Genomic DNA, 20,492 nt, shown 5'->3' on the forward strand with positions numbered 1-20,492 from the left:
ACCGTGAATCGATCATGGCAGGAGATGAGATCCGGCCGCCCCCGGCCTCGGAGGAAGCACCGAATCCGGCTACTGGACCGAGCTGTAGGCCACGACACCCCGAAGCAGCGCGTCGACGGCCTTGCGGGCGTTCTTCGCCACCGTGCTCCCGCTGGCGGAGGTGGAGGCGGGGGCCGCCGCCGCGATCTGCCCCAGGACGTCGATGACCTGCTTGCACCAGCGCACGAAGTCACCGGCCGGCATCTCCGCCTCGCGCAGCACCTCGTCCAGGCTCTTGTCGGAGGCCCACTGGTAGGCCGCCCACGCGAAGCCGAGGTCCGGCTCGCGCTGGCCCACGCCCTCCGCCTGGTTGATGCGGTGCTCCTCCTCCAGGGCGTCGAGCCGGCCCCAGATACGGACCATCTCGCCGAGCGCCGCCTTCGCGGCGCCGCCCGGCACCTTCGGCGGGGCCGCGTCGTCGGACTGACGGGCCTCGAAGACCAGCGCCGAGACGCAGGCGGCCAGTTCGGCCGGGTTCAGCCCCTCCCAGACGCCCTCGCGCAGGCACTCCGAGGCCAGCAGGTCCAGCTCGCCGTAGAGCCGGGCCAGCCGCTTGCCGTGCACGGTGACCTCGTCCTCGCGCAGGTAGTCCAGCTCGGTGAGCAGCGCGTGGATGCGGTCGAAGGTGCGGGCGATGGTGTTGGTGCGGCCCTCGATCCGGCGCTCCAGCTGGAGGGTGTCGCGGCGCAGCCGGTGGTAGCGCTCGGCCCAGCGGGCGTGGTCCTCGCGCTCGTCGCAGCCGTGGCAGGGGTGCGCCCGCAGCTCGGCGCGCAGCCGGGCGATCTCGCGGTCGTCGGCGGCCGCCGCCCGGCCGCGGCGCTGGCGCTCGGGCTGGACGTGCCCGGCCTTGTTGCGCAGGGCGGTCGCCAGGTCCCGGCGGGACTGCGGGGAGCGGGCGTTGAAGGTCTTCGGGATCCGCATCCGGTCGATGGCCTCGACCGGCACGGGGAAGTCGATCGCGGCGAGCCGCTTGACCTGCCGCTCGGCGGTGAGCACCAGCGGGCGGGGGCCCTCGGCGTACTCGTAGCCGCGGTGGCCGTTGCTGCGCCCGGCGGGCACGCCCGGGTCGAGGACCAGGGCGAGACCGGCGAACTTGCCGGTGGGGACGTGGATGACGTCGCCCGGCTTGAGCCGCTCCAGCGAACTCACCGCCTGGGCGCGGCGCTGGGCCGCCCCCTGCTTGGCGAGTTCGGTCTCGCGGTCCTTGAGCTCGCGGCGCAGCCGCGCGTACTCCTCGAAGTCGCCGAGGTGGCAGGTCATGCCCTCGCGGTAGCCGGTCAGGCCCTCCTCGTTGCGCTGGACCTGACGGGAGATCCCCACGACCGAGCGGTCGGCCTGGAACTGCGCGAAGGAGGTCTCCAGCAGTTCGCGGGAGCGGTGGCGCCCGAACTGCTGGACCAGGTTGACGGCCATGTTGTACGAGGGCTTGAAGCTGGAGCGCAGCGGATAGGTGCGGGTGCCGGCGAGCCCGGCGAGCTGCACCGGGTCCATGCCGCGCTGCCACAGCACCACGGCGTGGCCCTCGACGTCGATTCCGCGACGGCCGGCCCGGCCGGTGAGCTGGGTGTACTCGCCGGGGGTGATGTCGGCGTGCTGTTCGCCGTTCCACTTGACGAGCTTCTCCAGGATGACCGTGCGCGCGGGCATGTTGATGCCCAGCGCCAGGGTCTCGGTGGCGAAGACGGCCTTGACGAGGCCGCGGACGAACAGCTCCTCGACGACCTCCTTGAAGGTGGGGAGCATGCCCGCGTGGTGGGCGGCGATGCCGCGCTCCAGCCCTTCGAGCCACTCGTAGTAGCCGAGGACGTGGAGGTCCTCGGCGGGGATGGAGGCGGTGCGCTGTTCGACGATCTCGCGGACCCTCAGGCGGGCGGTGTCGTCGTTGAGGCGCAGGCCCGCGTAGAGGCACTGCTGGACGGCGGCCTCGCAGCCGGCCCGGCTGAAGATGAAGTTGATGGCCGGGAGCAGGTCGTCGTTGTCCAGGCGGGCGATGACCTCGGGGCGGCCGGGGGTCCAGATCCGGCTGCGGGAGCGGCGCTCGCGCTCGCGGTCGGCCTCGCGGACCATCTTGCCGCGCCGGCGGTCCTTGGGACTGTAGGTGCGGGTGTTCTCCTCGCGGGCCATCCGCAGCAGGTCGGGGTTGACCTCGCGGCGGGCGGAGCCGCGGCCTCCGTGGTCGGACTCCTCCTCGAAGAGGTCGTAGATCCGGCGGCCGGCCATGACGTGCTGCCACAGCGGTACGGGCCGCTCCTCGGAGACGATCACCTCGGTGTCACCGCGGACGGTGTCGAGCCAGTCGCCGAACTCCTCGGCGTTGGAGACGGTCGCGGAGAGCGACACCAGCGTCACCGACTCGGGGAGGTGGATGATCACCTCTTCCCAGACGGCGCCGCGGAAGCGGTCGGAGAGGTAGTGCACCTCGTCCATCACGACGTACCCGAGGCCGCTGAGCGCCTGGGAGCCCGCGTAGAGCATGTTGCGGAGCACCTCGGTGGTCATCACGACCACGGGCGCGTCCCCGTTGACGCTGTTGTCGCCGGTCAGCAGGCCGACCTTGTCGGCGCCGTAGCGCTTGACGAGGTCGGCGTACTTCTGGTTCGACAGGGCCTTGATGGGCGTCGTGTAGAAGCACTTGCGGCCCTGCTGGAGGGCCAGGTGCACGGCGAACTCGCCCACGATGGTCTTGCCCGAGCCGGTCGGGGCAGCCACCAGGACGCCCTTGCCGGCCTCGAGTGCCTTGCATGCCTCGACCTGGTAGGGGTCCAGGTCGAATTCGTACATCTCCCGGAAGGGGGCCAGGGCGGACGCCTCTTCGGCGGCGCGGATCCGGGCAGCGGCGTACCGCTCGGCGGGTGAGAGTTCTTCGGTCATCTTGCTGTCGAGCCTACCCGCCGCCCCTGACAACAGTCCCGGCCATTTATCCGATCAGCGGGCGTCAGGTGGCGTCGTCGTAGCCGTTGATCTGGCGGCGCCCGCCGTCGGCCTGCTCGGGCAGCACGGAGGGTGCCGGGGGCGGGGCCACCGCGCCGATGGGCTCGGGGGTCAGGTCCAGGTCGGAGGCTTCGTCGTCGTCGAGTCCGGCGTCCGGGTCGGCGCGCCGGCGGCGGCGGTCGTTGAGGAGGCAGACCCCGAGGGCGAGGAAGTACAGGGCCACGATCGGGGAGGCGAGGGTCAGCATGGTGACCGGGTCGCCGGTGGGGGTGGCGAAGGCCGCGAAGATCGTGATGCCGAGGACCATCCCCCGCCACCAGCCGGCCAGCCGCTTGGCCGTGAGGATCCCGGTGAAGTTCAGCAGCACCAGGATCAGCGGGAGCTCGAAGGCCAGGCCGAAGACCACGACCATGCGCGTGACCAGGTCGAGGTAGTCGTCGACCGGCAGCAGGTTCTTGACGTGGTCGGGGGTGAAGCCGAGGAGGATCTCCGCGGTCTGCGGAAGGATCTTGTACGCGAGGATCGCGCCGGCCAGGAACAGCGGAGCGCCGACGGCCACGAAGCTCAGCGTGTACCGCTTCTCGTTCTTGTGCAGGCCGGGGGCGGCGAACGCCCACAGCTGGTAGAGCCAGACCGGGGCGGACAGCACCATGCCGGCGGAGAGGCCGACCTTCAGCGCGATGGAGAACGGCCCCGTCAGACCGTTGGCCGTCATCTCGGCGCAGGGCGCGCCGTTGCTCTGGTGGGTGGCTCCGCCCACGCAGCCGACGGAGGACAGCATCGGCTCCAGCAGGAAGTCGATGATCGGCCGGAAGTAGTAGGCGCAGACGATCGTGACCACGGCGATCGCCAGGACCGACTTCAGCAGGCGGTTTCTCAGCTCACGCAGGTGCTCTACGAGCGGCATCCGCCCTTCGGCGTCCTTCGGAAGCCGATCTCGCTTCCCCTGCTTGCGGGCAGACTTGAGCAACCCACGTCCCTTGTCTCGTTGCAAATGACCGGCGTGCTGGGGGGTCGGCCCCCCGGATGTCAGCCCTGGGCGGCGCGGCCCGGCTCGGTGACCGGACGGGAGCTGGTGACGTCACCGGGCGCGGCCTTGATGGTGCGCGGGGCGACGGGCTGCTGCGTGTCGGCGGCCGGAGCGGCGGCGGGCGCGTCCTCGGCGACCTCGCCGTCCCTCTTCATGGCCTTGGCCTCGCTCTTGAGGATCCGGGCCGACTTGCCGAGCGAGCGGGCCATCTCGGGGAGCTTCTTGGCGCCGAACAGCAGGACGATGACGGCGATGATCAGAAGGATCTCAAGGGGCTTCAGATTGCCGATCATGTGTGTCTTCCTTACTCACCGAAACGGCTGGTTTGGGGTGGCCTCGCGATACCGGACAGACCTCCGGCACCTCTCTGACATGGATCGTAACCCCCGGGGGTAAACGCCCGGCAATCCCCAGGGGTCTGCGCGCTTGCCGGCGGCTCCGACGGTACGGGTCCGGCCGCGCGGTTTCCATAAGGCGGACGGGTCCGGCCCTAGGGCCGCAGCGCCCCCTCGCGTGCCGCTCCGGCCAGGTCGGCCGCCGCCCGTTCCAGGTCCCCGGAGGCTTCGGTGATCCGGCGGCTGGCCAGGTCCACCTGGCCGGCCAGTCGCCGGACCTCCAGGAAGACCCGTACGGCCAGCACGGACAGGACGGCGACCCCGAGGAAGCCCAGGGCAATCGCAAGCATCGGCCACAGCATGGGACGAGCCTAGCGCCCGGCCCGTCACACCCTGCGCAGGGTGCTCACTCCCCCGCCGGTCAGCAGCTCCACGATCCGCTCCCCGGCCGGTTTGCGGACCGGGGCGGCGCACTCGGGGCAGGTGAAGGAGTAGAAGGTGGTCCGCCGGCTGCCGCCGATCGCCAGTCTCAGGGCGTCCGCCCCGAGCTCGAAACACGCCCGGCACTCGGGGCAGGCGGCCTTGAAGGTGACCGGTCGCGGACCGGAAGACGGCGCCATCTCTCCGCTCCCCCTCTAGACCTGTTCCCCGTACCCCGCGAGTGCTTCTGCGGCGGCCTGACGGGCGCTGCGCGCCAGCTCCGGCGGCGAGACGATCCGCCCGTCGCGCCCCAGGCGCAGGGCGAGCCGGCGCAGCGAGGCCGGGTCGGGGCTGCGCAGCGTGATCCGCAGCCCTCCGTCGGGCAGCTCCTCGGCGCTGTCGTGGGGGTAGTACTCGGCGACCCAGCGTCCGCCGGGGCCGACCTCGACCACCACCTCCGGGTCCTCGGCGGCCGGCTGGACCAGGCCCTCGGAAAGGTCGCGGGGCTCGATGGCGGGCGGTTCGGAGCGCTCGTCGAGGAGGCGGATCTCGGCGACCCGGTCCAGCCGGAAGGTGCGCCGGGCCTCCGAGCTGTGGCACCAGCCCTCCAGGTAGGTGTGGCCCACCGCGAAGAGCCGGATCGGGTCGACGGTGCGCTCGGTGAGCTCGTCGCGGGCCGGCGAGTAGTAGCGCAGCCACAGCCGGCGCCGCTCGGAGATGGCCCGGTCGACGTCGGCGAAGACCCCGCCCTCGGACTCGAAGGTCACCGACAGCCGGGAGCTGGCCCCGGCCGCCTCACCGGCGGCCGCCTCCAGCTTGGCGGTGGCCCGCAGCAGCGCGTCCCGGTCGCTCTCGCGCAGCCCGGGCAGCGTGGCCACCGCGCGGGCGGCCACGAGCAGCGAGGTCGCCTCGTCGGCGGCCAGGCGCAGCGGCTCGGCGGTGGACTCCCCCGAGGCGTCGGCGTTGTGCCACCAGATGCGGTCGCCGTCGGTGTCGATGTCGAGCAGGTCCCCGCCGCGGAAGCTGGTGCCGCACATGGGCAGCACGTCGAGGTCCGAGATCAGCTCGTCCTCGCTGATCCCGAAGGCCCGGGCGACGTCCGCGACGTGCGCCCCGGGGCGCTCGCGCAGGTAGGTCACCAAGGACAGCATCCGGCGGGTCTGGTCGATGGCGTTCGCGGCCATGCTGGTACGTCTCCCCCTCAGGGCGTTACGGGCGTGGGTGGTGCGGTTCCGGCGGTTCCGGTCAGCCCCGGGCGACGGCGCGCAGCCGGTCCATCACGTCGGCCCGCAGGTCCGCGGGCTCCATCACCACGACGTCCGGGCCGAACTCCACGAGCCAGGCGTCCAGCCCGTGCCCGTAGGGGATCTCCAGCTCGTCCCAGCCGTCGGCGCCCTCGCGCACCTTCGTGGCCTTGGCCCGCAGCGGGTACCCGGCCCCGGCGCGCAGCCGGATCAGCGCCGAACGCTCGGCGCCCTCGCCGGCCCAGGCCGCGACGGTCTCCCGTACGGTCACCACGTCCGGCACCTCGGCGGTGTACTTCCCGGCCCGCGAGCGGACCTTGCCGGTGATCCGGGAGAGCCGGAACACCCGCTCCGCCCCCCGGTCGCGGTCGTAGCCCGCCAGGTACCAGTGGCCGCGCCAGCACTCCAGGGCCCACGGCTCGACCTGGCGCGGCTCGGGCCGGGCGGCGTTGGACTTGCGGTAGTCGAAGACCACGGGCCGGCGGTCACGGCAGGCCAGCATCAGCGGCTCGAAGGCCGCCTCGTGGACGGGGATCCGCGGCTCGATGGCGCTGTGCTGCCCCGCGTAGGGGTCGCCGGCCTCCGGCATCCCGCCGGCGCGCAGCTTCTGCAGGGCGCCGTTGGCCGCTCCCGCGAGGCGGGCCTGCTGCCAGACCTTGGCGGCCAGTCCGAGGGCGGCGGCCTCCTCGGCGTCCAGGGAGACGGGCGGCAGCCGGTTGCTGTCACGGCGGGCCAGGTAGCCGGTCTCGCCCTCCAGGTTCTCCACCGTCTCGATCACCAGGCCGAGTTCGCGCAGGTCGTCCTTGTCGCGCTCGAACATCCGGTTGAAGGAGTCGTCGTTGCCGGCTTCCAGGTACGCCTCGATCGAACCGCGCAGCTCGCGCTTACTGAGGGGACGTCGGGTCCCCAGCAGACACAGCGCCAGATTCATCAGCCGCTCGGCCTTGGCAATCGCCATCGACGCCCTTCCCCCACATGCTCGGCACACACACTCGTGACCGTTGACCGTACCGCCAAGGCGGTCCCGGGCAAAAGCGAGGGCCCCCGCCTCATGGCGGGGGCCCTGCGCGGTGACTGCCCGTGGATCAGGCGGCCATCAGGTCACAGACGAAGATCAGCGTCTCGCCCGGCTTGATGGCGCCGCCGGCGCCCTGGTCGCCGTAGGCGAGGTGGGGCGGGATGACCAGCTTGCGGCGGCCACCGACCTTCATGCCCTGGATGCCCTTGTCCCAGCCGGGGATGACACGGCCGGCACCCAGCGGGAACTGGAGCGCGGAGCCACGGTTCCAGGAGGCGTCGAACTCCTCACCGGTGGAGTAGGCCACGCCCACGTAGTGGACCGAGACCGTGGAGCCGGCCTTGGCCTCGGCGCCGTCGCCCTCCCAGATGTCCTCGATGACCAGGTCGGCCGGGACGGGGAAATCGGGGAAGTCGATCTCGGGCTTTTCGAGCTTGTCGCTCACGGAACTGCTCCTCATACGTACGAACCGGTCAACCGGAACAGTTTTACACTGCTCCGAGGATGTCCACGACGAAGACCAGCGTGGAGTTGGCCGGCAGGTCCTCGCCCTTGGCCTGGTCCTTGTACGCCTGCTCCGGCGGGATCACCAGCAGCACGCGGCTGCCGACCTTCTTGCCCACCAGGCCCTTGTCCCAGCCCTCGATGACCTGGCCCTGGCCGATCTTCGTCGAGAACGGCTGCCCGGTCTTCCAGGAGGTGTCGAAGAGCTTCGCCGCGTCCTTGCCCTGGTTCGGGGCCCAGGCCGCACCGCTGTACTGCATGTAGACGGTCTGGCCGCTCTTGACCTCCGGGCCCTTGCCCTCGATCAGGACCTTGTCGACCAGTTCCTTCGGCGGGTCGTTCTTCGGGATCGTGATCGTGGCCTCCTTCTCCTCGTCGGCCTTGACCTGCGGCAGGTCCGACGGGATGGGGGCCTGGGTGCCCTCGGCCTTCTTCGGCATGACGGAGTCGACGTCCACCACGAACACCAGGTTGTCCTTGGCGCCCACGCCCAGCTGCGGCTGGCCCTGGTCACCGAAGGCCGCGGCCGGCGGGGCGACGACCAGCACCCGGCTGCCGACCTTCTTGCCGAGCACGGACTCGCTGAAGAGCGGCAGCATCTGCTGCGAGCCGGCCGGGACCACGAGCGGCTCGCCGTCCGGGTCGTAGGAGCCCTTGATGTCCTTGCCGCTCTTCCAGATCTTGCCCGTGTACCGGGTGACCACGAGGTCGTCCTTCTTGACCTCCGGGCCGGTGCCCTCCTTGAGGACGTTCACCACGAACTTGCCGCTCGGCTCACCCTTGGGGACGGTGATCTCGGCCTTCTTCCCCGCCTCGCCGGCCACCGTCGGCATCGGGTTCGCCGACGCGACCGGCTTCGGGACGTCGGCCGCGGGCTTGGAGGCGTCGGCCGACGGAGAGGAGTCCTTCTTCCCGGAGTCGTCGCCCCCTCCGCAGGCTGCGGTGAGCATCAGAGCCGGCACGATGAGCGCGGCAGCAAGTCGGCGTCGCACAGTGGTCCTCAGGGTCGCTGGAATGGTCCGTCGTAGCGGCCCACTCTACGGGCTGGCCCCTGCGCCACAAGGCTCTGGCATGCGAGGACCCCGCACGCCGAGGCGTACGGGGTCCTGGGCCGCACCGGTCACATACCGGCGATGAGCTTCTCCACCCGGTCGTCCACCGACCGGAACGGGTCCTTGCACAGCACGGTGCGCTGCGCCTGGTCGTTCAGCTTGAGGTGCACCCAGTCGACGGTGAAGTCCCGCCGCTGCTCCTGCGCCCGGCGGATGAAGTCCCCGCGCAGCCGTGCCCTGGTGGTCTGCGGGGGCACCGACTTGCCCTCGAAGATCTTCAGGTCGTTGCAGACCCGTTCGGCCTGCCCCTTGCGCTCCAGCAGGTAGTACAGGCCCCGCCGGCGGTGGATGTCGTGGTAGGCGAGGTCTATCTGGGCGACCCGCGGGTTGGACATGGTCATGTTGTGCTTGCCGCGGTACCGCTCGATCAGCTGGTACTTCATGACCCAGTCGATCTCACGGCCGATCCGGTCCAGGTCCTCGGCCTCGATGGCGTCCAGGGTGCGGCCCCACAGCTCCAGCACCTGCTCGACCACCCCGGTACGGATGCCCCGCCGCTCGGCGAAGTCCAGGGCCTTGTCGTAGTACTCGCGCTGGATCTCCAGGGCGGACGCCTCGCGGCCGCTGGCCAGGCGCACCTTGCGCTGGCCGGTGATGTCGTGGCTGACCTCGCGGATGGCCCGGATCGGGTTCTCCAGGGTCAGGTCCCGCATCACCGTGCCCGCCTCGATCATGCGCAGCACGAGGTCGGTGGCGCCGACCTTCAGCAGCATGGTCGTCTCGGACATGTTGGAGTCCCCGACGATCACGTGGAGGCGGCGGTAGCGCTCCGCGTCCGCGTGCGGCTCGTCGCGGGTGTTGATGATCGGCCGGGAACGGGTGGTGGCGGAGCTGACGCCCTCCCAGATGTGCTCGGCCCGCTGGCTGACGCAGTACACCGCGCCCCGGGGGGTCTGCAGCACCTTGCCCGCGCCGCAGATCAGCTGGCGGGTGACGAGGAAGGGAATGAGGATGTCCGCCAGACGGGAGAATTCACCGTGCCGGGCCACGAGGTAGTTCTCGTGACAGCCGTACGAATTGCCCGCCGAGTCGGTGTTGTTCTTGAACAGGTAGACGTCGCCGGCGATTCCCTCCTCATGCAGGCGGCGTTCGGCGTCGACGAGCAGGCCCTCCAGAATGCGCTCGCCCGCCTTGTCGTGGGTGACCAGTTCGGTCAGGTTGTCGCATTCGGGCGTTGCATATTCCGGATGCGATCCCACGTCGAGGTACAGGCGGGCGCCGTTCCGCAGGAACACATTGCTGCTGCGGCCCCATGACACGACACGGCGGAAGAGGTAGCGCGCCACTTCGTCAGGAGACAGTCGGCGCTGTCCCCTGAACGTGCACGTGACGCCGTACTCGTTCTCCAGCCCGAAAATGCGGCGGTCCATGACTGAACATTACGCCTTCTGCCCTCTTCTGAAACCGGGTTCGCGGGCGGCGTTCCTATCAGTTTTTGATCAACTGCTCCGAAGGCACCCCCGCGGAGCCCGCGACGGCCCGGCTGCGGGCGCCCGCGGCGAGGATCCCCTGAGTGGCCGTCAGGACCAGCAGGGCCGCCACCCCGGCGCCGCCCGCCACGGCGAAACCGGCCGTGGTCCCGCCCAGTTCCACCGCCGGACCGGCCGCCGCCGTACCGATGGCCGCGCCCACGCCGAAGAAGGTCACCAGCCAGGAGAACGCCTCGGTCACCGTGCCCGCCGGGGCGTGCCGGTCCACCACGATGAACGCACAGGCCAGCGAGGGCGCCAGGAACACGCCGGACAGCGCGGCCAGCGCCGTCATCGCCACCGGCCCCACGCTCAGCATCAGCGGCAGGTAGCCCACCGCCAGCAGGCCCACCAGCAGCCGCAGCCGCCGCTCCGGGGCCCCCGCCCACTGCCGGGCGCCGTAGACCACGCCTCCGGCCAGCGCGCCCAGGCCCAGCGCCGCCATCAGCCAGCCGTACACCGCCTGGCCGCCGTGCCCGTCGGAGTACGCCACCGCCGCCACCGCGATCGAGCCGAGCGCCATACCGACGAAGAAGAACGCGCCCAGCAGCGCCAGCAGCCCCCGCGAGCGCAGCGCGCCCAGCCAGTGGGCCTCGCGCGGCGCGGAGCGCCAGGCACGGGAGGGCTCCGAGAGCACGACCATCAGCACGCCCACCAGCCCCACGCCGCTCAGCACCACCAGCGCGGCGGCCGGGGACCACAGCGCCACGCACAGGGTCACGAGCAGCGGCCCGACCGTGTACATGATCTCCTGGGCCACCGCGTCCATCGCGTACGCGGCGTGCACCCGCTCCTCGCGCCCGCCGAGCACCGAGGGCCACAGGGCGCGCAGCCCGCCCTCCAGGGGCGGGGTGAACAGGCCGGAGACCAGCACCGCCGCGTAGGCGGCGGCCATCGAACCCGTGCCGGCGGCGGCCAGCCACACCATCCCCAGCGCCGAGACCACCGCGGCGGGCAGCTGCACCCGCGGCTGCCCGTACAGGTCCACCGCCCGGCCCAGCAGCGGCTGCCCCACGGCGTTGGCCAGCCCGTACGCGGCGGCCAGCGCGCCCGCGAGGCTGTAGCTGCCGCCCTCGGAGCGGATGAACAGGACGATCGCGATGGCGGCGGTGGCGTTGGGCAGCCGGCCCAGCAGCGTGCCCGCCAGGAGCCGCGCCGCGTACCGGGTCCTGAGCAGCTCCGCGTATCCCGCGGCCATGAGCGCCCCCTTCTGCCCGGACTCACCGCCGGGGTAATACGTATAACTTGACCGGTCATACGTACCATGACCGCAGACCCGGGGTCCACCCCGCCGACCGCCCCCACCCGCCCCACCTGGCACTTCAGGAGTTTCCTGTGACGAGACCCACCAGCCGCGACGTCGCCACCGCCGCCGGGGTCTCCCAGGCCACCGTCTCCCTCGTCCTCGGCGACAAATGGCGCGGCCGCGTCTCCGAGCGCACCGCCGCCCTCGTCCGCGAAGCCGCCACCGCCCTGGGCTACCGGCCCAACCTCGCCGCCCGCAACCTCCGCCTCGGCAGCACCCGCACCGCGCTCCTCGTCGTCCCCGCCCTCACCAACGAGTTCTTCGCCCGCGTCTACACCGGCGCCGCCCGCGTCGCCGCCGCCCACGGCTTCGGCGTCGTCCTCTACCCCTCCCCCGACGGCACCGGCCCCGCCCGCGACCCCTTCGCCTCCGCCCGCGCCGCCCTCGACGGGGTCATCGCCTCCTCCATGGCCGCCGCGGCCCTCGACGCCATCGGCGGCGACGACCTCCCCCTCGTCATGCTCGACAGCGACCCCGGCTCCGGCCGCGCCGCCGCCCACGTCAACCTCGCCATGACCGACGGCGTCCGCCAGGCCGCCGCGCACCTCCTCGGCCACGGCCACCGCCGCTTCCTCCACCTCGCCGCCGACGTCGACACCTGGACCTTCCGCATCCGCGCCCAGGCCCTCGCCGCCCTCCTGGGCCCCGCCGCCGAACTGCGCACCGTCCGGGCCGGCCTCAGCGTCGACGCCGCCCGCACGGCCATGGAGGCCGCCCTCGCGGCCCCCGGGGACCGGCCCACCGCCATCCTCTGCGACGACGACGTCCTGGCCGCCGGCGCCTGCAAGGCCGCCCGGCGCCTGGGCCTGCGCGTCCCCGAGGACCTCTCCGTCACCGGCATCGACGACCTGGGCCTGGCCACCGCCGTCGAGCCCGAGCTCACCACCGTCCGGCTGCCCGCCGAGCAGGTCGGCGAGCAGGGCATGAACGCCCTCCTCGCCGTCCTGGACGGCCGCCCCTGGACCGCCCCCGACATCCCCGTCGAACTCGTCGTCCGCGACTCCACCGGCCCCGCCCCGGCCCCCTGACGCACGAAGGCCCCGGTCCGCCCCCGCAGGGGCGGACCGGGGCCTTGCGGAGCCCGGTTACTCGGCGTCGTCCTCCGCCGCCTCGTCGTTCGACACGGCGTCCACCTGGGCGGCGGCCGGAACCTCCGCCTCCAGCAGCCGTGCCAGCTGACGGCCCCGGATCCGCTTGAACTTGCGCTGCTGCGCCCGCGTACGGTCCAGCACCGCCACCTCCAGCCGCTCCGCCGGAATCGCCTTGTCGGCCCCGTTGGCCTGGCTGGAGAGCGCCTGCACCGCCAGCTTCAGCGCCTCCGAGAGGGTCATCCCGTCCCGGTGGCGCTGGTCGAGGTAGCCGCTGATCTGCTCGGCGTTGCCGCCGACCGCGACCGAGCCGTGCTCGTCCACGATCGAGCCGTCATGCGGCAGCCGGTAGATCTGGTCCCCCGCGGCCGTGGCACCGACCTCCGCCACCACCAGCTCCACCTCGTACGGCTTCTCGCCGGCCGAGGAGAAGATGGTGCCGAGGGTCTGCGCGTAGACGTTGGCCAGCCCACGGGCCGTCACGTCGTCGCGGTCATAGGTGTATCCGCGCAGATCGGCGTAGCGGACGCCGCCGATGCGCAGGTTCTCGTACTCGTTGTACTTGCCGGCGGCCGCGAAGCCGATCCGGTCGTAGATCTCGCTGAACTTGTGCAGCGCGCGGGACGGGTTCTCGCCGACGAACACGATGCCGTCGGCGTACTGCAGCACGACGAGGCTGCGACCGCGGGCGATGCCCTTGCGGGCGTATTCCGCCCGGTCGGCCATGGCCTGCTGGGGTGACACATAGAACGGAGTCGACACCGGTGGTCCGTCCCTTTCTACTGGGCGACGAGAGGACTGGTCAGAGCAGGGCGGCGCGCGGGCCGTCGGGCTGCTCCAGCCGCCGGTCCGTCACCTTGCGGGCGAGCTCCTGCGACTCGTCCTCGTCCAGCCTGCGGAAACCCTCGTCGGTGATGACGGTGACGATGGGGTAGATCTTGCGGTACAGGTCCGGACCGCCGGTCGCCGAGTCGTCGTCGGCGGCGTCGTAGAGGGCCTGCACGACCAGGGTGGTGGCCTGCTCCTCCGTCAGGTCGGGGCGGTAGAGCTTCTTCATGGAGCCCCGGGCGAAGATGGAACCGGAACCGGTGGCGGCGTAGCCGTGCTCCTCGGAGCGGCCGCCGGTCACGTCGTAGGAGAAGATCCGGCCCTTCTCCCTGACCTCGTCGTACCCGGCGAACAGCGGCACCACGGCGAGGCCCTGCATGGCCATGCCGAGGTTGCTCCGGATCATGGTCGAGAGCCGGTTCGCCTTGCCCTCCAGGGAGAGCGTCGTGCCCTCCACCTTCTCGAAGTGCTCCAGCTCCAGCTGGAACAGCTTGACCATCTCGACGGCGAGGCCGGCCGTGCCGGCGATACCCACCGCGGAGTACTCGTCGGCCGGGAACACCTTCTCGATGTCCCGCTGCGCGATCATGTTCCCCATGGTCGCCCGCCGGTCACCGGCCAGCACGACCCCGCCGGGGAAGGTGGCCGCGACGATGGTCGTCCCGTGCGGCGCCTCGACGATCCCCTCCGGGAGCTTCCGGTTCCCCGGCAGCATCTCGGGCGCGTGCGCCCCCAGGAAGTCCATGAAGGACGACGACCCCGGCGTCAGGAAGGCTGCCGGCAGACGCCCTGTGCCACGAGTGTTGGGTTCCACAGGTTTCCTTCCACATAAGCGGCTGCACGCCCGATGACGTCCGGCCGATCTTGAACTACGCCCCGGACCCTACCCGTCCGACGACGGCGGCCGACCCGGCCGCCCGGCGGCGCGGGCGGCCCTCGCCGCCGTACGCCGCCACACGGTCACGGCCTCCGGACCGGGACCCACTCCCCGCAAACGACCTCGGATTCGAAGGTCGGAATGCCTTACTGGCCACCCTTTTGCACGAAGGACCGTACGAAGTCCTCGGCGTTCTCCTCAAGGACGTCGTCGATCTCGTCCAGGACGGAGTCGACGTCGTCCGAGAGCTTCTCCTGGCGCTCCTTGAGGTCGGTCGATTCCTCGATCGCCGCCTCCTCGACCTCCTCGGTCGAGCGAGTGGCCTTCTGCTGTCCGCCGCCGGTGTCCTTGGTCGCCATGTCTACCTCACCCCGCTCGGTTCGCGCGCTCACACGGAGAGACCCCGGGATTCGGGACCTCCCAAGATCAGACCCTACGCCGGACCCTACAAGGAGGGTCCGGCATTCGTCCCCGTACTTTCATGATTCCCAGACCGGAGGTCTTTCAGCCCCGGTCACTGCCCCGAAAGCACCCGCACCAGGTCCTCCGCCGTGCGGCAGCGGTCCAGGAGCTCCTTGACGTGCTTGCGGGTCCCCCTCAGGGGTTCCAGGGTCGGGACCCGCTGGAGGGAGTCGCGGCCCGGGAGGTCGAAGATCACCGAGTCCCAGGAGGCCGCCGCCACGTCGTCCGCGTACTGCTCCAGGCAGCGCCCGCGGAAGTACGCCCGGGTGTCCTCCGGCGGCTTGCTCTCGGCCCGCTCGACGGCCGGCTCGTCCAGGAGCCGCTTCATCTTGCCCCGGGCCGCCAGACGGTTGTACAGGCCCTTCTCGGGCCGTACGTCCGCGTACTGGAGGTCCACCAGGTGCAGCCGGGCGGCGTCCCAGCCGAGTCCGTCGCGCCTGCGGTAGCCCTCCAGGATCTCCCGCTTGGCGATCCAGTCCAGCTCCCCGGCCAGGCTCATCGGATCGGTCTCCAGCCGGCCCAGCACGTCCTCCCAGCGGCTCAGGACGTCCTTGGTCTGCTCGTCGGCGTCCGTGCCGAACCGCTCGTCCACGTACTTCCTGGCCAGCTCGAAGTACTCCATCTGGAGCTGTACGGCGGTCAGCGTGCGCCCGCTGCGGAGCGTGATCAGGTGCCGGAGGTCCGGGTCGTGGGAGACCTGGTGCAGGGTCCGCACGGGCTGGTCCACGGCCAGGTCCACGTTGATGAACCCGTCCTCGATCATGGACAGGACCAGCGCGGTCGTCCCCAGCTTGAGGTAGGTGGAGATCTCCGAGAGGTTCGCGTCCCCGATGATCACATGGAGCCGGCGGTACTTCTCGGCGTCCGAGTGGGGCTCGTCGCGGGTGTTGATGATCGGCCGCTTGAGGGTGGTCTCCAGCCCCACCTCGACCTCGAAGTAGTCCGCGCGCTGGCTGATCTGGAAGCCGTGCTCGCGCCCGTCCTGCCCGATCCCGACCCGGCCGGCGCCGGTGACCACCTGGCGGGAGACGAAGAAGGGCGTCAGGTGGCGCACGATGTCCGAGAAGGGGGTCTCCCGCTTCATCAGGTAGTTCTCGTGCGTGCCGTAGGAGGCGCCCTTGTTGTCCGTGTTGTTCTTGTAGAGGTGGATCGGCTGGGCGCCGGGCAGCTGCGCGGCCCGTTCGGCGGCCTCGGCCATGATCCGTTCGCCGGCCTTGTCCCAGAGCACCGCGTCGAGCGGGTTGGTGATCTCCGGCGAGCTGTACTCGGGGTGCGCGTGGTCGACGTAGAGCCGCGCCCCGTTGGTCAGGATGACGTTGGCCAGGCCGATGTCCTCGTCGGTCAGCTGGCTGTTGTCGGCGGCCTCGCGGGCGAGGTCGAAGCCGCGGGCGTCCCGCAGCGGGTTCTCCTCCTCGAAGTCCCAGCGGGCGCGTCGCGCCCGGTGCATCGCCGCCGCGTAGGCGTTGACGATCTGGGACGAGGTGAGCATGGCATTGGCGTTCGGGTGCCCGGGGACGGAGATCCCGTACTCCGTCTCGATCCCCATTACTCGCCGTACGGTCATGCGGCCCTCCTTGCCCGGCGCCGCTCCCGTTCGGGGCGGCGCTCAAGTACCGCTGGTGCTCCGGTGCGTCGTGTGCGGTGCCCGTCCCGCACTGCGCGACCGGCGGTACGGAAGAGCCTAGAACCACTCCGCGCTGGTGGGGAGATCATTTCAGTCATTGACTTCGCCTTGTCACGGCCGGAAAAGGCGGGCGGTAAAGCAGGCGGCTGCGGGTGCCGTGTGAGGCACCCGCAGCCGCCTCGCACCGTCAGAGGTACTGACCGGTATTCGCCACCGTGTCGATGGAGCGTCCGGTGTCCGCGCCTTGCTTTCCGGTGACGAGGGTGCGGATGAATACGATCCGCTCGCCCTTCTTTCCGGAGATGCGGGCCCAGTCGTCCGGGTTGGTGGTGTTCGGCAGGTCCTCGTTCTCCTTGAACTCGTCCACGCATGCCTGGAGGAGGTGGGAGACCCGGAGGCCCTTCTGGTTGTGTTCGAGGAATGCCTTGATGGCCATCTTCTTCGCCCGGTCGACGATGTTCTGGATCATCGCTCCGGAGTTGAAGTCCTTGAAGTACAGGACTTCCTTGTCGCCGTTGGCGTACGTGACCTCGAGGAAGCGGTTTTCCTCGCTTTCCGCGTACATCTGCTCGACGACGGTCTGGATCATGCTGTGGACGGCCGCCTCGGGGGAGCCGGAGTGCTCGCTGAGGTCGTCCGTGTGCAGCGGCAGGGACGCCTTGAGGTACTTCGCGAAGATGTCCTTCGCGGCCTCCGCGTCCGGACGCTCGATCTTGATCTTCACGTCGAGGCGGCCGGGCCGCAGGATCGCCGGGTCAATCATGTCCTCGCGGTTGGAGGCGCCGATGACGATGACGTTCTCCAGGCCCTCCACGCCGTCGATCTCGGCGAGCAGCTGCGGGACGATGGTGTTCTCCACGTCCGAGCTGACACCGGATCCGCGGGTGCGGAAGAGGGACTCCATCTCGTCGAAGAAGACGATGACGGGGGTGCCCTCGCTGGCCTTCTCCCGGGCGCGCTGGAAGACGAGGCGGATGTGCCGCTCGGTCTCGCCGACGTACTTGTTGAGGAGCTCGGGGCCCTTGATGTTCAGGAAGTAGGACTTGCCCGCTGCCTGTCCGGTGACCTCGGCGACCTTCTTGGCAAGGGAGTTGGCGACGGCCTTGGCGATGAGCGTCTTGCCGCATCCGGGCGGGCCGTAGAGCAGGATGCCCTTCGGGGGCCGCAGTTCGTGTTCCTTGAAGAGGTCCGGGTAGAGGTAGGGGAGCTCGACCGCGTCGCGGATCAGCTCGATCTGGTCGCCCAGGCCGCCGATCTTGTCGTAGTCGATGTCCGGGACCTCTTCGAGGACGAGGTCCTCGACCTCGCTCTTGGGGACCACCTCGTAGACGTAGCCGGAGCGGGGTTCGAGCAGCAGGGCGTCGCCGGCGCGCAGGGTGATGTCCAGCAGCGGCTCGGCGAGCCTGACCACCCTCTCCTCGTCGGTGTGCCCGATGACCAGGGCGCGCTCGCCGTCCTCCAGGACCTCCTTGAGGGTGACGATGTCCCCGGCGCGCTCGAACTCCATGGCCTCGACCACGTTGAGCGCCTCGTTGAGCATGACCTCCTGGCCGCGCCGGAGGTCTTCCGGCTCGACGCTGGGGCTCACGTTCACGCGGAGCTTGCGGCCGCCGGTGAAGATGTCGACGGTGCCGTCCTCGTTCGCCTGGAGGAAGACACCGAAGCCGGCCGGCGGCTGTGCGAGCCGGTCGACTTCCTCCTTGAGGGCCACGATCTGGTCCCGGGCCTCACGGAGGGTATTCGCCAGTCGTTCGTTCTGCGCGGAGACGCCTGCCAGATTCGTCTGGAGCTCGACGATCCGCTCTTCGAGAATCCTCGTGTGACGCGGAGAGTCGGCGAGCTTGCGTCGCAGGACGGCGATTTCCTGCTCGAGATAGGCAACCTGGCCAGCGGGGTCCTCAGACCCTCGCCCGGGCCGGATGCCGCGGTTGATGTCGTCGTCGTGGGCTGCCACGGTCCTCACCTCCTCCAAGGGGAGCTGGACGCTTCCTGACCCTACCTGGGCTGGTGGTGATTGAAACCCCTAGATCACAAAGACGGTAGGGGTGTGTCCGATCTTCACCCTTGCGTACTCCCTCACGCCAGGGAAATACCCACCCTTCAACATCGGAAAGCAGCCGGTTGTAAGGTCGAACTGTTCAACACCCTTCCGGGTCCGCGCGACTTGCCGAGAGCCGCTTCCGGAACGGATCAGTCAGAGCAGGGAACGGCAGGAGATATGACCGTGCAGCAGGAGGCCCCGGCGGGGGGCGCAGGCGGAGCCGGAGAGCCCCTGGAGGTCTGGATCGACCAGGATCTCTGCACCGGGGACGGGATCTGCGTCCAGTACGCCCCGGAGGTGTTCGAGCTGGACATCGACGGTCTGGCGTACGTCAAGAGTGCCGCGGACGAGCTGCTGGTGGAGCCGGGGGCGACGACTCCGGTTCCGCTGCCGCTGCTCCAGGACGTGGTGGATTCGGCGAAGGAATGCCCCGGCGACTGCATCCACGTGCGGCGGGTTTCGGACCGGGTCGAGGTGTTCGGGCCGGACGCGGAGTGACGGTTCAAACACGCCCGGCGGTCGAATCCGTAAGCTCCTGGCGGAATTTCCCGCCGGTCCAGCGCCACTTGGCGAGCTGCTTGACGTCGGGGCTGTAGCGGGGCACCGAGGGCGAGGAGTAGCCGAGCAGGCCGGCGGTGACGGTCCGGTCGCGGACGGTCAGATCGGTGGCGGTGCGGCGCTGGGCGGGATCGAGCAGGGTGGCGACGATCCGGGGCCGGGCCCCGGGGGCGGCCTCCTGGGCGAGGACGTAGAGGGCGTGGGGCGGGGTGCCGGAGCCGGCGTCGCAGCGTACGGCGGCCACGGTCTCGGGGCGGCCGTCGCCGTCGAGGTCGCCCTGGGCGGTGGCGGTGACGAGGTGCGGGGCGCCCTTGCAGTCGAGGGGGTAGCCGACCGCCTGGGCGTCGGGGGCGGCGGCCCGGGGGCTGTTCCCGGGTCCGGGGCCGGGGGTGGCGCCGGTGGCGCGGCCGGGCTGGAGGAGGCCCGCGCCGGCTATGACGGCGGCCATGGCGGTGGCGGTGGCCATCCAGTGGACGGGCTTGGTCCGGTGGCCAATGAGGTGGTCGGGCGACGTCACGCTGGGTGTCTCCTGTACGAAGGGTGACGGTGAGCCAGCATCGTGCCATACCTCACACCGGGGTGGAACGGCCGGGTCCGCACCGGTCCGCACGGACAACGAAAAGGCGCTGTGGCGCAGTTCCGGGACGTGGTCCCGGAACTGCGCCACAGCGCTTCGGCGTTGGCGGGGCGGCGGCTACGCGGAGCGGTCGCTGCCGGGGCCCTCGTAGTCCTCGCCGTAGGCGCCCTTGGCGGGGCGGCGGCGGCGCATGGGCGGCTCGACGCCGTCGGCGAGGCGGCGGGCGGTGACGAGGAAGCCGGTGTGGCCGATCATCCGGTGGTCGGGGCGGACGGCGAGGCCCTCCACGTGCCAGTTGCGGATCATCGATTCCCACGGCTGGGGCTCGGCGAAGCAGCCGATCTCGCGGATGGACTCGACGGTCTTGGACAGCTGGGTGGTGGTGGCCACGTAGCAGCAGAGGATGCCGCCGGGCACGAGGGCCTTCTTGACCGCTTCCAGGCACTCCCAGGGGGCGAGCATGTCGAGGATCACGCGGTCGACGTCGGTCTCGTCCAGGTTGTCCTGGAGGTCGCCCACGGTCAGCTTCCACGCGGGGTGGGGGCCGCCGAAGTAGCGCTCGACGTTGGCGGTGGCGATCTCGGCGAAGTCCGCGCGGCGCTCGTAGCTGTGGAGCATGCCCTGGTCGCCGATGGCGCGCAGCAGGAAGCTGCTCAGGGAGCCGGAGCCCACCCCCGCTTCCACGACGCGGGCGCCGGGGAAGATGTCGGCGAAGGCCAGGATCTGGCCGGCGTCCTTGGGGTAGACCACGGCGGCGCCGCGGGGCATGGACAGGACATAGTCGGGGAGCAGGGGGCGCAGCGCGAGGTAGGCGACGTTGCCGGTGGTGCGGACAACGCTGCCCTCGGGAGCGCCGATCAGCTCGTCGTGCGGGAAGGAACCCTTGTGGGTGTGGAAGTTCTTCCCAGCTTCGAGCGTGAACGTGTAGTGGCGGCCCTTGGGGTCGGTCAGCTGTACCTGGTCCCCGACCTCGAAGGGCCCGCGTCGGCGGGCGGCACCGGTCGGTTCGGACATGTGACCAGTGTATTG

At 70.7% G+C, this 20,492-nt stretch carries 19 protein-coding genes and 1 pseudogene; 2 read left to right on the forward strand and 18 right to left on the reverse strand.

All coding sequences use genetic code 11. From position 1 onward, the window contains the following. Positions 1-69: 69 nt before the first annotated feature. The 11 genes and pseudogenes from ABZ716_RS17525 to ABZ716_RS17575 form a co-directional block, all read right to left on the reverse strand. The gene (locus ABZ716_RS17525) at positions 70-2,910 is read right to left on the reverse strand and encodes a DEAD/DEAH box helicase (protein ID WP_358959839.1); all 2,841 of its coding nucleotides are present in this window, start codon (positions 2,908-2,910) and stop codon (positions 70-72) included. A 64-nt stretch (positions 2,911-2,974) separates the two neighbouring features. Continuing rightward, entirely contained in the window at positions 2,975-3,940 is a 966-nt protein-coding gene (gene tatC / locus ABZ716_RS17530) for a twin-arginine translocase subunit TatC (RefSeq protein ID WP_351892186.1), read from the reverse strand. A gap of 59 nt (positions 3,941-3,999) precedes the next feature. After that, positions 4,000-4,293, reverse strand: a complete 294-nt coding sequence (gene tatA, locus ABZ716_RS17535; RefSeq protein ID WP_351892183.1) for a Sec-independent protein translocase subunit TatA — start codon at positions 4,291-4,293, stop codon at positions 4,000-4,002. 197 nt (positions 4,294-4,490) lie between these two features. Then, on the reverse strand, positions 4,491-4,697 hold the full coding sequence (locus tag ABZ716_RS17540; protein ID WP_351892180.1) for a hypothetical protein: 207 nt from the start codon (positions 4,695-4,697) through the stop codon (positions 4,491-4,493). Positions 4,698-4,721: 24 nt separating this feature from the next. Beyond that, a complete protein-coding gene (locus tag ABZ716_RS17545; RefSeq protein ID WP_358812434.1) occupies positions 4,722-4,955 on the reverse strand; it encodes a hypothetical protein in 234 nt (77 codons plus the stop codon). Between the two features lie 15 nt (positions 4,956-4,970). Next, the gene (locus ABZ716_RS17550) at positions 4,971-5,939 is read right to left on the reverse strand and encodes a WYL domain-containing protein (protein ID WP_351892175.1); all 969 of its coding nucleotides are present in this window, start codon (positions 5,937-5,939) and stop codon (positions 4,971-4,973) included. A gap of 61 nt (positions 5,940-6,000) precedes the next feature. Next, positions 6,001-6,957, reverse strand: coding sequence for a WYL domain-containing protein (locus ABZ716_RS17555; RefSeq protein ID WP_351892173.1), 957 nt, complete (start codon positions 6,955-6,957; stop codon positions 6,001-6,003). Between the two features lie 127 nt (positions 6,958-7,084). Then, positions 7,085-7,477: an FKBP-type peptidyl-prolyl cis-trans isomerase gene (locus ABZ716_RS17560; protein ID WP_358812435.1), complete on the reverse strand. Its 393-nt coding sequence runs from the start codon at positions 7,475-7,477 to the stop codon at positions 7,085-7,087. 28 nt (positions 7,478-7,505) lie between these two features. Next, positions 7,506-8,513 carry an FKBP-type peptidyl-prolyl cis-trans isomerase gene (locus tag ABZ716_RS17565; protein WP_358812436.1) on the reverse strand — a complete coding sequence of 336 codons (1,008 nt, stop codon included), beginning with the start codon at positions 8,511-8,513 and terminating at the stop codon, positions 7,506-7,508. A gap of 128 nt (positions 8,514-8,641) precedes the next feature. Continuing rightward, complete coding sequence (pafA, locus tag ABZ716_RS17570; protein WP_351892165.1) at positions 8,642-10,003, reverse strand: Pup--protein ligase; 1,362 nt, start codon at positions 10,001-10,003, stop codon at positions 8,642-8,644. 9 nt (positions 10,004-10,012) lie between these two features. Then, positions 10,013-11,300: pseudogene (locus ABZ716_RS17575) on the reverse strand (MFS transporter). A 137-nt stretch (positions 11,301-11,437) separates the two neighbouring features. On the opposite strand from ABZ716_RS17575, the gene ABZ716_RS17580 reads away from it, so the two are divergent. After that, positions 11,438-12,436, forward strand: a complete 999-nt coding sequence (locus ABZ716_RS17580; protein WP_358812437.1) for a LacI family DNA-binding transcriptional regulator — start codon at positions 11,438-11,440, stop codon at positions 12,434-12,436. A gap of 57 nt (positions 12,437-12,493) precedes the next feature. Here the strand turns inward: ABZ716_RS17580 and prcA are convergent, their stop codons facing one another. From prcA to arc, 5 genes are all read right to left on the reverse strand, one after another. Next, positions 12,494-13,258: a proteasome subunit alpha gene (prcA, locus tag ABZ716_RS17585; RefSeq protein WP_351892162.1), complete on the reverse strand. Its 765-nt coding sequence runs from the start codon at positions 13,256-13,258 to the stop codon at positions 12,494-12,496. A 40-nt stretch (positions 13,259-13,298) separates the two neighbouring features. Further along, on the reverse strand, positions 13,299-14,138 hold the full coding sequence (prcB, locus tag ABZ716_RS17590; RefSeq protein ID WP_358812438.1) for a proteasome subunit beta: 840 nt from the start codon (positions 14,136-14,138) through the stop codon (positions 13,299-13,301). 209 nt (positions 14,139-14,347) lie between these two features. Continuing rightward, complete coding sequence (locus ABZ716_RS17595; protein ID WP_358959842.1) at positions 14,348-14,560, reverse strand: ubiquitin-like protein Pup; 213 nt, start codon at positions 14,558-14,560, stop codon at positions 14,348-14,350. Positions 14,561-14,715: 155 nt separating this feature from the next. Then, positions 14,716-16,227: a depupylase/deamidase Dop gene (gene dop, locus ABZ716_RS17600; protein ID WP_358812439.1), complete on the reverse strand. Its 1,512-nt coding sequence runs from the start codon at positions 16,225-16,227 to the stop codon at positions 14,716-14,718. Positions 16,228-16,474: 247 nt separating this feature from the next. Next, entirely contained in the window at positions 16,475-18,241 is a 1,767-nt protein-coding gene (gene arc, locus ABZ716_RS17605) for a proteasome ATPase (RefSeq protein ID WP_358812440.1), read from the reverse strand. A gap of 264 nt (positions 18,242-18,505) precedes the next feature. Between arc and ABZ716_RS17610 the strand changes: the two genes are divergently transcribed. Then, positions 18,506-18,826, forward strand: coding sequence for a ferredoxin (locus ABZ716_RS17610; protein WP_351892155.1), 321 nt, complete (start codon positions 18,506-18,508; stop codon positions 18,824-18,826). A gap of 4 nt (positions 18,827-18,830) precedes the next feature. Here the strand turns inward: ABZ716_RS17610 and ABZ716_RS17615 are convergent, their stop codons facing one another. Together ABZ716_RS17615 and ABZ716_RS17620 are read right to left on the reverse strand one after the other, a co-directional pair. Beyond that, complete coding sequence (locus ABZ716_RS17615; RefSeq protein WP_358959857.1) at positions 18,831-19,352, reverse strand: hypothetical protein; 522 nt, start codon at positions 19,350-19,352, stop codon at positions 18,831-18,833. 228 nt (positions 19,353-19,580) lie between these two features. Continuing rightward, positions 19,581-20,477: a tRNA (adenine-N1)-methyltransferase gene (locus tag ABZ716_RS17620; protein ID WP_042814566.1), complete on the reverse strand. Its 897-nt coding sequence runs from the start codon at positions 20,475-20,477 to the stop codon at positions 19,581-19,583. Positions 20,478-20,492 lie beyond the last annotated feature (15 nt).

The organism is Streptomyces sp. NPDC006687, from assembly GCF_040636215.1.
Classification (GTDB): domain Bacteria; phylum Actinomycetota; class Actinomycetes; order Streptomycetales; family Streptomycetaceae; genus Streptomyces.